Annotated in this window: 13 protein-coding genes; 12 read left to right on the forward strand and 1 reads right to left on the reverse strand. The window is 62.0% G+C overall.

What is annotated here, in order from left to right; genetic code table 11:
- Positions 1 to 807 precede the first annotated feature (807 nt).
- The 11 genes from MCUHO_RS10250 to argB all read left to right on the forward strand — a co-directional run bounded on the left by MCUHO_RS10250 (position 808) and on the right by argB (position 9,941).
- Positions 808 to 1,596, forward strand: a complete 789-nt coding sequence (locus MCUHO_RS10250; RefSeq protein ID WP_067077879.1) for a hypothetical protein — start codon at positions 808 to 810, stop codon at positions 1,594 to 1,596.
- 1 nt (position 1,597) lies between these two features.
- Positions 1,598 to 2,539, forward strand: coding sequence for a calcium-dependent protein kinase (locus tag MCUHO_RS10255; RefSeq protein WP_067077882.1), 942 nt, complete (start codon positions 1,598 to 1,600; stop codon positions 2,537 to 2,539).
- 76 nt (positions 2,540 to 2,615) lie between these two features.
- Entirely contained in the window at positions 2,616 to 3,170 is a 555-nt protein-coding gene (locus MCUHO_RS10260; protein ID WP_153020038.1) for a hypothetical protein, read from the forward strand.
- A gap of 314 nt (positions 3,171 to 3,484) precedes the next feature.
- The gene (locus MCUHO_RS10265) at positions 3,485 to 3,895 is read left to right on the forward strand and encodes a transglutaminase-like domain-containing protein (RefSeq protein ID WP_054847610.1); all 411 of its coding nucleotides are present in this window, start codon (positions 3,485 to 3,487) and stop codon (positions 3,893 to 3,895) included.
- 9 nt (positions 3,896 to 3,904) lie between these two features.
- Complete coding sequence (locus MCUHO_RS10270; RefSeq protein WP_067077888.1) at positions 3,905 to 4,762, forward strand: hypothetical protein; 858 nt, start codon at positions 3,905 to 3,907, stop codon at positions 4,760 to 4,762.
- 250 nt (positions 4,763 to 5,012) lie between these two features.
- Entirely contained in the window at positions 5,013 to 5,321 is a 309-nt protein-coding gene (locus tag MCUHO_RS10275) for a hypothetical protein (protein ID WP_067077891.1), read from the forward strand.
- A 204-nt stretch (positions 5,322 to 5,525) separates the two neighbouring features.
- Positions 5,526 to 6,431 carry an ADP-ribosylglycohydrolase family protein gene (locus MCUHO_RS10280; RefSeq protein ID WP_067077894.1) on the forward strand — a complete coding sequence of 302 codons (906 nt, stop codon included), beginning with the start codon at positions 5,526 to 5,528 and terminating at the stop codon, positions 6,429 to 6,431.
- A 25-nt stretch (positions 6,432 to 6,456) separates the two neighbouring features.
- Complete coding sequence (gene argC, locus MCUHO_RS10285) at positions 6,457 to 7,443, forward strand: N-acetyl-gamma-glutamyl-phosphate reductase (RefSeq protein WP_067077897.1); 987 nt, start codon at positions 6,457 to 6,459, stop codon at positions 7,441 to 7,443.
- 10 nt (positions 7,444 to 7,453) lie between these two features.
- Complete coding sequence (locus tag MCUHO_RS10290; protein WP_067078851.1) at positions 7,454 to 7,939, forward strand: CBS domain-containing protein; 486 nt, start codon at positions 7,454 to 7,456, stop codon at positions 7,937 to 7,939.
- Positions 7,936 to 9,075 carry a bifunctional glutamate N-acetyltransferase/amino-acid acetyltransferase ArgJ gene (gene argJ, locus MCUHO_RS10295; RefSeq protein WP_067077900.1) on the forward strand — a complete coding sequence of 380 codons (1,140 nt, stop codon included), beginning with the start codon at positions 7,936 to 7,938 and terminating at the stop codon, positions 9,073 to 9,075. Before MCUHO_RS10290 ends, argJ begins: the two co-directional genes overlap by 4 nt.
- The gene (argB, locus tag MCUHO_RS10300; RefSeq protein WP_067077903.1) at positions 9,072 to 9,941 is read left to right on the forward strand and encodes an acetylglutamate kinase; all 870 of its coding nucleotides are present in this window, start codon (positions 9,072 to 9,074) and stop codon (positions 9,939 to 9,941) included. Before argJ ends, argB begins: the two co-directional genes overlap by 4 nt.
- 12 nt (positions 9,942 to 9,953) lie before the next feature.
- On the opposite strand, the gene MCUHO_RS10305 is transcribed toward argB, so the two are convergent.
- Complete coding sequence (locus MCUHO_RS10305) at positions 9,954 to 10,238, reverse strand: chorismate mutase (RefSeq protein WP_067077906.1); 285 nt, start codon at positions 10,236 to 10,238, stop codon at positions 9,954 to 9,956.
- 93 nt (positions 10,239 to 10,331) lie between these two features.
- Here MCUHO_RS10305 and MCUHO_RS10310 point away from each other — a divergent pair, with 93 nt between their 5' ends.
- Positions 10,332 to 10,922, forward strand: coding sequence for a site-2 protease family protein (locus MCUHO_RS10310; RefSeq protein WP_067077910.1), 591 nt, complete (start codon positions 10,332 to 10,334; stop codon positions 10,920 to 10,922).
- Positions 10,923 to 10,933 lie beyond the last annotated feature (11 nt).

The raw sequence follows: 10,933 nt of genomic DNA on the forward strand, positions 1-10,933 counted from the left end.
CCCCGTCGCCCGTGCTCGATATGCATCGCCTCTTTCCACGGGGGAGGCAAGTCGGAGGAAGTGAACTGAACCACAACATCAGTCTGGGCGTCACCGCCTGGCCTCGGGCCACCCTATCCCGCTATTATCCGGCCTTAGAGGCCGACTGGGGGAAAATCTCGGGAGGTACCATTCTCCCCCCTCAGCGAAGAAAAGGTTTGGGTTTTTCTGTTCCGAACCGGTTCTCCAGAGATCGGGTGAGTGCATCCTTTCGGGCACACCCCCTGGCGGGGACGGGGGCACACTGCCGTGCGATCGCCCCACAATGAGAGGGTTTAAGATGAATTCGGAAAAAAAACGGACGATGGCTGCCGGTTTTATATGGTCTCATGACACAGAATCGGATTGGGTGCCGCGTGCGGTACCCATTTGTGTGCGGGGGTCGCCCATCCCCAGGTCTGACGCCCCGGATGACGCACCCCCCATGCCCGGAGGCAATGGGCACGTAGGCGTTCTGTGCACTTAAATGTGTGATTCTTCAATGGATTCAAGCGACGATGCCTGGATGACGTTTGATGAGGTAAAGAGCGAGGTGGGTGCACAGAGGCCTTTTGTTCAGCCTGTGGGGCGGCGGCATGCCTATAGGAGGAGATAGGCCTTATGGTGATCACAGCGTTGCCTGTGTAGGTTATCACGACTATACGGAGGGCTGGGTGTCCATACATGACACATGGGATACTCAGATCCATAACGTAGTCTATGGTAACTGGTGGGGTGCCATGGCGACCTGGGTGAGGCCCTGACCCCTCTTTATGGTGGTAGATCCAGATGAAATCCCTGAAAACCGACAGAACCAGCAAATTCGCATTCATTCTCCTCCTGATCGCTATCGGTGCTTTCGGTATCCTCCTGCTCATTGACCTCCTCGCCATCGGTCCTGGGTATCCTCCCCCTGAGGCCCTGCAGAAATGGTATATCCCGCAGCCCCGGTACGAGTATGCGGAGAACGGCTCTGTCGCCGTAAATAGAACGATCGATGGGAATGTTGTCCTGCTCGGCGATATCGAAGACGGGTGTCCATCCTTATTCCCGGTCCTCTCACGGCACTGCAGCTATGCAATGTATGTCGACACCGTGTCGGGTGATCGGTATCTGGTCGTCAACTGGTACTTCGATGACAAGGCAGACCTCTTACAGGCTGAGATGGTCCTCTGCAGCCACCTCCGAGCATCTGGGAATGTCTCTTCCGCTGAGCTGTTCCTCTCCAAAGAACCTGATTTATCACAGGGGGAACCGATCTTTAGTCCCGTTGCCGTAACAAAATTCGATAATGAAACGTCTTTTGGTTATTTCACCGTTGTTGAGAAGCCGCTGTCCCCGGAACACGACGATTACTTCGTTGTTTACTATGGGGTGGTCGGGCCGGCCATTCTCCCTGATCACACTGCTACCTTGGAGAATCTTATGCTCCGGAGTTATTCGCTTCATGGTGCAAGGCCGCTCGCACCCTGCTCGGCACAGGAAGCGGCAACAGGGTCTACGCATTCCGTGTGCGAAGGCACGCCCCTCCCGCCCCGGGCAGCGGAATCTCCCGGGATAGTACATAGAAGGTCTTAAAATGCCACGAAAGATCGGTGCACTCGTCTGTCTCGCTCTCGCGATCATAGTCGGGTGCGTATGGGTTCTTGGTCCGGGCCAGGTCCCGGAAAGCCCTCTTCCCGCCAGGGCGGGCGCAGGTGAAGACAGATACTCCCTCAACGCTGAGTTCCCGGAGGTGCGGGACTCGTACACGCTCTACCGGGCAGTCCCTGTCACCGTCACGGAAGAGCAGGTCCGGGAGGTTGCGGAGCGGTTCGGGCTTGCGGGGGAACCGGGGACGATGAACAAAAAGACCGGGGAGTTCCTCCTCATCGATGCCTCGAAGGACCCGGAGGAGCAGGTATCGGTGTATGCACATTCCGGCGCCGTGGCCTACCACATCCCTGATCTGGAACTGCCGACCGAAGTGACCCGGCAGCCGGACCTTCCCTCGGATGCGGAGGCAGAGAAGATTGCGCTTGCGTTCCTGGAGAAGACCGGCATGCAGTCGCCGGATGCCCGGGTCGTGAAGACCGAGGTGAACCAGAAGCAGGAGGCCTGGGAAGCAGGTGCCACCGAGCCGAAGGTGTCGTACGACATCACCAAGGCAGTCAGGTTCGGCCGGTCACTCGACGGACTGCCGGTCTATGGCGACGAATTCGCGGCGATCCTGGGTGACGGCGGCAAGGTCGTCGGGCTCGTGAAAATCTGGCGTGAGGTGACGCCGGACGGGAATGTCAGCCTCCGATCCCCCGGGGAGGCGTATGAGGATCTTCGTGCAGCACGGACTGTCCGCCCTCACACGGGACAAGAGTACGATCAGATCACGATCGAGCATATCGCGATTGGTTACTGGATGGAGCCAAGGGGCTTTGTGCAGGACCTCGTTCGGCCGGTTTATGCGTTTTCCGGAACCGCGCTCCGGGACGGCGTTGAGGAACCGTATGTCGAATATGTCTTTGCCGATGAGGGGAAGCAGTGAGATCTACCCTTCTTCCCCGGTTTTTGGATATCCGTAGGAGAAATCTGCCCGCGGATACGCCCTCCGGAGTACCGGCATGACTGAATTCGGCTTTACTCAGGTGGTTCTTGTGACTCTGGAGACCGTAGTTTCCCTGGGTCGGGTCTATCTCTTCCTCCTCGGCACATTTGCCGTTGTTCTCTTTCTCTGGTACGCCTGGCCCCGCCTCACCGGCCGGGACCGGGGGCGGATCACGACAAAGGAGTATATCCTGATCGCCTTCAGTACCGTTCTCCTCTCCATGGCGATCCTGCTCCGCTGGCTCAGCCTCTCCCTGTGGGTGATCTCTACCCTTGCGGCCCTCTTCACCGCTGCTCTCTTCGTCTGGTTCTTTCGACCGTCCTTCACCGGGGGAAACATCCCGGTGCGGGAGTCTGCCTGGCTCGCTGTGGTCGTCTTCTGCCTGCCGCTACTGATCCTTTCCTGGTTCGGCATCGTCTCTTTTGTTCTGCTCCAGGTGCACGGTTCGTTCTTCCCGGCTATCGAGGTCTGGGTGTATCTGCTCGGGCTCGACGTCCTACTCCCGGTCCTCGGGATTCTCGTTCCACTCCGGCAGATTGGAAGCGCCCGAAAGCGGCGGCAGGGTGCTTGACGATCTCTCGGCCTGGAACGGCACCTGTGTCGCGATGCATTTCCCGGTTCCAACGACATTCGAGACGAGTTATATCATCGATGGGTCCCACGGGAGATCCCTATAGACGAAGCGATCTCCTTTCTGCATCTCGAGGACCAGCCGGAGAACATGATCATCACGCGGCTGGGGGATGGTTGCGGGGCCTGGGGCGCTTCACGTGGCCGCGACGAACTCCGGGACCTGGTCGACCCGTATCTGCCCGATCCGGCGGCTTCCTGACAACGTGGGCAATCCAACGGCATATAACGCATTTCCTTCTGCTCAAAATAGACATGTCCGACCTGTACACTATGGATCACCCATCCCCCATAGACGGGAAGTACGTGGGAGTCTGCGATGAGTATGGGACTCTGTACACCGCTTCCACCCGGGCGCTGGGCATCCCGACGCGGTTCCTGTCGTTCACCATGCAAGAAGTGTCTACTGGTAATGTATCAGGGCATGCCATCGCAGAATCGTGGAATGGAAATGCCTGGATACACTCGGATCCGACGTGGAACTCGTTTGATAACCCGCAAGTTTATAAGACAGCAGGAAACACTCACATCAACATCACTGTCTACGGTGACGCCGATGACTCCTATTACACCCTGGATCCGAACGACCCGACCGGCGACGGCATTCTTAGGTATGAAGACTTCAGAACACAGATTCTCCTCGGAGAGGTTCCGAGGTACAATTAACCCTTTTTTATGAAGAAAGATATTGTCCTTCTGGCACTCGGGCTCGTCATTGCGGTACTCGCTTGCAGCGCCTCTGCAGGTGCAGTAGTGACGCCCCTTCCCGGACAGGGAAACCAGACCCAGATCCTGTACGGGGTCCACCCGAACGCGAAGACCAACGAGACGATTACCGCGTTCATAGCCGAACACGGAGAGATCTGGTGGCATGAGGGTGTGTACAATCACACCCACAAGTACGTGTACGTCGTGCCGGCGAACGCCTGCGAAGAACAGCTCGTCTACTTTAACCGGATAGCCGATGAACACGGCGGCGAACAGTCTATTGAACGCATCTGGATTATCGGCTGCGACGAGGCGATGCCCCTGGCCGCAGAGCTCCGGTTCCCGGAGATCTTTGCGAAGTACCCGGCGCTCAGCAACGATGCAGAGCTGCGGTCGTACATTGAGAGTCAATCCCCAAACCGCTATGAGGAGGTTACGGCCAGGCCTTCGCGTGCGCAGGTCTATTTCATCAACGATACCGGCGTGTTCACGGAGTACATCGTCCTCCTCTCAGGAGGAGAGATTGTCTCTACAACATACGTCTCGGAGGAGAACCTCACGGTCGGGAGAGCCGAAGCGGAGGCGCAGGCCCTCTCCGGACAGCCCCCGGGCGCCAGCGTCGAGAACATCGTGCTGAAAGTCTACGGCGGCGACCGGATTGTCTGGGAGATTACCGTTCGAGCCGATCAGAAGACCGATGTTGTGCAGGTCCCTTCGGATCTGGCGTCCGGGCAGTCGATCCAGACAACGACGCCGGGGTTTGGGGCGGTCTTCGCGGTTCTTGGTGCCGGGGTGGGTTTTGTCCTGTACCGGAGGCGGAGATAGGGCCAGAATTACGGATGCCCTTTTTTGTTGTTCAACAACCCGGTTACCTGCTCTCGCCGCCGTGTAAGCCTTTCCGTCGTCCGGAGCGGCACTCTTTTCTGGCCCCCTTGCGGTCGCATTTGGGGTCGAAGGCAATCTGGTGAACCCAATGTGTAGATGCGCGGCACAGAAAGGGTTTATAGAAGAGCGTTGACTTTTCCGTCATGAATACCGGGTTCGGTGTCCCGGGACGCGACAGAAGGTGAAATCGATGGAAGAAAGGCGATTCATAAGCGGTATCGGTCGGAGGGGGTTGATCTCTGTCGCCCTGCTGCTCTTCATCCTGGCCGGCAGCGGCATAGCGTGCGCATCTCCGGGTGGAGAACCTCCGGCCGATGCGGGGGAGGGCCGGGAGGCCGTGCTGGCGGAGCCCGGAGATACGACGACGTATCACGGTTCCGAAAGTGCGTCCACCATCTTCTACAACCCCGTGCACCTCGCGTGCGGCCTGGGAGCCGTGATCGTGCTCGCGGTGGGCTACTTCCTCATCCGGAGGTCCCGCGGGAAGGACGCACCGTGAGTCTGCTCTTCTTTCCGGCCGTCGCCTTCGTCCCTGAATAGCCGTTCGTTCTCATAGCCCCGATGGGTCATCCGGGAAGAGGGATCTCCGGCGAGAGCGACTTCCTCTCAGCCGCTCGGACAGCATGAGTTACCGCTCTGCCGTTCTTCCCCGCGCGCAGAACAACAACCCTTAAGAGCAACCCTATAAGAGATACTACCTAAGATGCTCGATCAGTTCAAGGGCTGTCTCCTCGGGGCCGCCATCGGGGACGCGCTCGGCATGGCGCGGGAGAGCACGCCGCCGGACTTCCAGCGCCTCCACGAGGGATACCGCCGGCCGTGGCGGGGGCACCCGAACACGGGGCTGAAACCCGGGCAGTTCACGGACGATACCCAGATGATGCTCCTCGTCGCCGGGATGCTCGCCGACGGCACCTACTCCGAGAAGGCATACGCGGCCGCCCTTGCCCGGATGTACATGAACGAGGAACTCCGGTTCCCCGACGGCGCCGTTGACGCCGCGTGCCGCCACCTCCTTCTCTCCGGCGGCAAACCGGGCGGCGTCTCCTCCAATACCGCCGGCTGCACCGGGATCGCCGTCCCGTTTGGCCTCCTCTACGGCGACCCCATCGACGTCACCGAACGGGTGGTCCAGGCCTGCAGCGTCACCCATACCCACCCGGCGGCGCACGCGGGAGCGGTCACCGTCGCGATGCTCGTCCACCACGCCGTCCGCGGCCGCTCCGACGCCCTCGAGCTCGCCGGGAAGCATGCCGCCCTCGAGGACGTCGCCCTCGGCAACAAGGTTCGCGACGCCGTGAATCTTGCAAACGAGGGGATCAGCCTCGAGAGCGCGCTCTCGGTGATAGGGAACGACGTCACCGTCTACCAGACCGTTCCGCTCGCCTTCTTCCTGATCAGCAGAATCAAAGACGTCACGGCCCTCCTCACCACCGCGGCGCACGTCGGCGGGAACACCGACACCATCGCGCTCATCTGCGGGGCATACGCGGGCGCCGTCTACGGGAGATCCGCCCTCCCGCCCGATCTCCTCGAAGGGCTCGAGGGAAGAGACGAGATCGAGTCCCTGGCCGCCCGCCTCTACGAACGCTGCACCGCAAAGCCTTAAGATTCTATAAAAGACACCTCCTCTTATGGAAATTGCGATTATCGGTGCATCCGGATACACCGGCGGCGAGCTGATGCGGCTCCTACTGCACCACCCGTCCGCGGACGTCGTCGCGGCGACGTCCCGGAAACTGGACGGCACCCCCGTCGCCTCGGTGCATCCCCATCTCCGGGGACTGACCGATCTCGTCTTCCGGAACACGGAGGCCGGCGAGATCGACGCCGACTTTGCCTTTCTCGCCGTACCGCACACGGCGGCGATGAAGGTTGCCGGGACGCTTGCAGAGCGCGGGATCAAAACCGTCGACCTCTCGGCCGACTACCGTCTCGCGAAGGACGTCTACGAGAAGACCTACGGTGTAACCCACACCGCCTACTTCGAGGCGCCCTACGGCCTCCCCGAACTCCACCGCGACGAGGTCCGCGGCGCCTCGTTCGTCGCGAACCCGGGCTGCTTCCCGACGGGAGCGACGCTTGCGGCGGCACCGCTCGCGAAACTCGCTCACACCATCATCTACGACTCGAAGACCGGGGTTTCGGGCGCGGGAACCTCCCCCTCCGCGACCACTCACTACCCGAACGTCGGCGACAACTTCACCGCCTACAAGTGGACGAGCCACCGCCACCTCGCGGAGATGAAGCAGGAAGCCGCCCGGCTCGGCTCGAACGCCCGGTGCTACTTCACGCCCCACCTCCTCCCGGTGAACCGGGGCATCCTGACGACGGCCCACCTCCTCCTCGACGAGCCGATGGGGCAGGACGAGGTCGAGGCACTCTATAAGAAGTTCTACGCAGACGAGTTCTTCGTCCGTTACCAGAGACCGACCCTTGCGGCCGTCCGGGGAACGAACTTCTGCGACGTCGCCGTCGAGAGCGAGGGCGACCGGGTCGTCGCGGTCTCGGCGATCGACAACCTGGTCAAGGGCGCGAGCGGCCAGGCGATCCAGAACATGAACCTGATGTGCGGGTTTGCGGAAGACACCGGTCTGCGCACCGCCGGGATGCTCCCCTGAGGTGACGGCGATGAAGGTAAGAGACGTTATGACCCCGGACCCCGTGACCGTCCGGGTCGCTTCAACGGTGAGCGAAGCAGCCGGACTGCTCCGGAAGTACCATATCGGCGGGCTTCCCGTGATGGACGGCGACCGGGTGGCGGGTATCGTCACCGAGACGGACATCCTCTCGCTCCTCGATACCGGGGACATCTCCGACGACCTCTGGCTCCCGTCGCCGCTCGAGGTGATCGAGGTCCCGGTCAGGGAGTTCATCAACTGGGAGCGGACGAAGCGGGCGCTCACCGATATCGGCAACATGGAGGTTCGGCGGGTGATGAGCAGCCCGGTCATCGCCATCGACGAGGATTCGGATATCGCCGATGCGGCTTCCCTGATGCTCCGCGAGGGTATTGCACGCCTCCCGGTTCTCCGCGACGGAAGACTGGTCGGGATCGTCACCCGGGCGGATATCGTCCACGGCCTCGGGGCGTCTTCGGGGGAGGGGTCGTCATGAAGAGCATCTGTGCGGTCGAGGGCGTCAGCGCCTGGGGTATCAAGGAAGGCAAATTCGGGCTCGCGCTGATCCGGGCGAGCGGAACCGCGGCCGGGGTCTTCACGTCGAATAAGATGCGGGCGGCCCCGGTCGAGGTGATGATGGAGCGGATGAAGAGAGGAACTCTTGACGCCGTCGTCGTCAACAGCGGGTGCGCGAACGCCTACACCGGCGAGCGGGGCTACCGCGACGCGGTGGAGATGTGCGAGGTGGCGGGCGGAGCGCTCGGCTTCGACCCGGCATCGGTCGGCGTCGCGAGCACCGGGGTGATCGGGCGCTACCTCGACCTCCCCCTGATCCGCGACCAGTGCGGGCGGGTCGCATCCCTCCTTGCCCGGAGCGCAGAGGCCGAGGATGCGGCGGCGAAGGCGATCATGACGACCGACACGTTCCCGAAACACGCCCTCGTCCGGACGGAGTCGTTCTCCGTCGGCGGGATCACCAAAGGAAGCGGGATGATCGCCCCGAACATGGGAACGATGCTCGCGTTCATCTACACCGATGCCGAGGTGGAGGCTCCTGTTCTCTCGGATATCCTTCGCCAGGCGACCCGGCGGTCGTTCAACCGGGTCGTCGTCGACGGCGACACCAGCACGAACGACGTCGCCCTCTGCACCGCGACCGGCGCCGCGGGCCGGGTTGACCGGGCCGAGCTCGCGAAGGCCGTCGAGACCGTCTGCCGCGACCTTGCGGTCCAGATCGCCCGCGACGGTGAAGGGGCGACGAAACTCCTCGAGATGACCGTCCGCGGTGCTCCCGACGAGGACGCCGCCGCCGCCGTGGCCCGGACGGTCATCGCCTCCCCGCTCGTCAAGACCGCGATCTACGGCGAAGACCCGAACTGGGGCCGGGTGGTCGCGGCGGCGGGAAGGGCCGGCGTGGAGTTCGACCCCTACGCCGTCTCGCTCTCGGTCGGGGAGATACCGCTCGTCCGCCGCGGCGAGATCGTCGCCGACCTCGGGGCGGCGAAAGCCGCGATGCGCGGTGCGACCGTCGCGTTCGACCTCGACCTTGCGGCAGGCGACGGAACGGCGACCGCGTGGGGGTGCGACCTCACCGAGAAGTACGTAGAGATCAACGGGAAGTACACGACATGAAACGAGAAGACGTGCTGATGGAGGCACTCCCTTACATCCAGAAGTTTTACGGCAAGACGATCGTGATCAAGCTCGGCGGCCACGCGATGGTCGACCAGAGCATCCTCGAGACGGTTATCCGGGACGCCGTTCTTCTCCGCTACGTCGGGATGAAGGTCGTCCTGGTTCACGGCGGGGGGCCGGAGATCACCACGAAGATGCAGGCGATGGGCAAAGAGCCCAAATTCGTCGGGGGGCTCCGGATCACGGACGCCGAGACGCTCGAGATCGCCCAGATGGTTCTTGTAGGCAAGATCAACGACGGCATAGTCTCCCTCATCGCGAACTGCGGCACCCGTGCGGTCGGGATCTCCGGCAACGACGGCAACCTCCTCATCGCCCGGAAGATGGAGCCGCAGCGGGTGAAGGTCGGGGAGGTCGAACAGGAGGTGGATCTCGGCCAGGTCGGCGAGATCGAGGAGGTCGACCCCGAGGTGCTCCACTGCCTCCTCGCCCAGAACTACATCCCGGTGGTGGCCCCGATCGCCATCGACCGGCAGGGGAGGAGCCTGAACATCAACGCCGACACCGCCGCCGCGGAGATCGCGATCGCTCTTGGCGCATTCAAACTGGTCAACCTAACAGACGTCGACGGCGTGATGGACGCCGACCGGACGACGGTCTACCACCGGCTCTCCCTTACCGAAGCGGAGACGATGATCAGCAACGGAATCATCGCCGGCGGGATGATCCCGAAGCTCGACGGGTGCATGAAGGCGGTCAGGAGCGGGGTTACGAGCGCCCACGTCGTGAACGGCAACAAGGAGCACAACCTGCTCCTCGAACTCTTCACCAACCAGGGCGTCGGGACGATGCTCACCCTCTAACTCTTTTTCCTCTCACGGCAGATTGCCGTCGCCGCTGCACTCCCGCTGCCGCTCCTCGCTCATATCGATCAGGATCTCGAAGACCCTCCGGACGGCGACCGGGTCGATCCGGCTCTCGACGGCGTAGGTGAAGACCCGGTCGAGGACGATCTTTCGCTGCGCCGGATCATGGATGGAGAGACCCTCCTCCTGCTTGATCCTCGCGACCTCGGCCGCACGTCTCTGCCGTTCCGCAACCAGATCGATGATTTTCTCGTCGATCTCGCGGATATCGTTCCTGACGGCATCTAGGGACATACTACATGATTGACCGCGGCCGGTGAATAAACCTGACGGGTCGTGCCCGGTGAGGCGAAGGATATTATCGTGCCGGGACAAACCTGATATCCGATGCTGGAACGAATACCGCTGCGTGAACGCCGGGATCTCCTGATCGCGTGGCTTGCCATCTCGATCGCCTTCACCCTGATCTACGTCAGGGGCGGAGTGGACTTCATGGGGTTGGTCTTCTTCTTCGTGATGTCGCTCGTCACGGTGGGCGTCGCCTTCGTCCTGCACGAGCTGGCGCATAAGTTCGCCGCGATGCGCTACGGCTACTGGGCCGAATTTCAGAAGGACAACCAGATGCTCCTCGTCGCCGTGGTGATGGCGGCGCTCGTCGGGGTCGTCTTTGCGGCGCCGGGAGCGACCTACGTCTACGGGAACGCGACGCGAACGGAGAACGGCCGGATATCGGCGGCGGGCCCGATCACGAACCTCCTCCTCTGCATACCCTTCGCGGCGCTGATGCTCTTCGGCGGCGGCGGACTCATCGCTCTCGTCGGCCTCGTCGGCCTCCGGATCAACGCGATGATCGCGACCTTCAATATGCTCCCGATCAGCGTGCTCGACGGGCGGAAGGTTCTCGCCTGGAACCCGGCCGTCTTTGTCGTGCTCATCGCCGCCTCCATCGGGCTCCTCGTCTGGTCGCTCCTCCTCTGAGGAACTACCTT

The organism is Methanoculleus horonobensis (assembly GCF_001602375.1).
Lineage (GTDB): Archaea > Halobacteriota > Methanomicrobia > Methanomicrobiales > Methanoculleaceae > Methanoculleus > Methanoculleus horonobensis.

Coding starts and splice junctions, on each gene's coding strand:
- MCUHO_RS10290 (WP_067078851.1), top strand. CDS start 7,454: ATGAAGGTAAGAGACGTTATGACCCCGGACCCCGTGACCGTCCGGGTC.
- MCUHO_RS10260 (WP_153020038.1), top strand. CDS start 2,616: ATGACTGAATTCGGCTTTACTCAGGTGGTTCTTGTGACTCTGGAGACC.
- argB (WP_067077903.1), top strand. CDS start 9,072: ATGAAACGAGAAGACGTGCTGATGGAGGCACTCCCTTACATCCAGAAG.
- MCUHO_RS10280 (WP_067077894.1), top strand. CDS start 5,526: ATGCTCGATCAGTTCAAGGGCTGTCTCCTCGGGGCCGCCATCGGGGAC.
- MCUHO_RS10265 (WP_054847610.1), top strand. CDS start 3,485: ATGTCCGACCTGTACACTATGGATCACCCATCCCCCATAGACGGGAAG.
- MCUHO_RS10310 (WP_067077910.1), top strand. CDS start 10,332: ATGCTGGAACGAATACCGCTGCGTGAACGCCGGGATCTCCTGATCGCG.
- MCUHO_RS10250 (WP_067077879.1), top strand. CDS start 808: ATGAAATCCCTGAAAACCGACAGAACCAGCAAATTCGCATTCATTCTC.
- argC (WP_067077897.1), top strand. CDS start 6,457: ATGGAAATTGCGATTATCGGTGCATCCGGATACACCGGCGGCGAGCTG.
- MCUHO_RS10275 (WP_067077891.1), top strand. CDS start 5,013: ATGGAAGAAAGGCGATTCATAAGCGGTATCGGTCGGAGGGGGTTGATC.
- MCUHO_RS10255 (WP_067077882.1), top strand. CDS start 1,598: ATGCCACGAAAGATCGGTGCACTCGTCTGTCTCGCTCTCGCGATCATA.
- MCUHO_RS10270 (WP_067077888.1), top strand. CDS start 3,905: ATGAAGAAAGATATTGTCCTTCTGGCACTCGGGCTCGTCATTGCGGTA.
- argJ (WP_067077900.1), top strand. CDS start 7,936: ATGAAGAGCATCTGTGCGGTCGAGGGCGTCAGCGCCTGGGGTATCAAG.
- MCUHO_RS10305 (WP_067077906.1), bottom strand. CDS start 10,238: ATGTCCCTAGATGCCGTCAGGAACGATATCCGCGAGATCGACGAGAAA.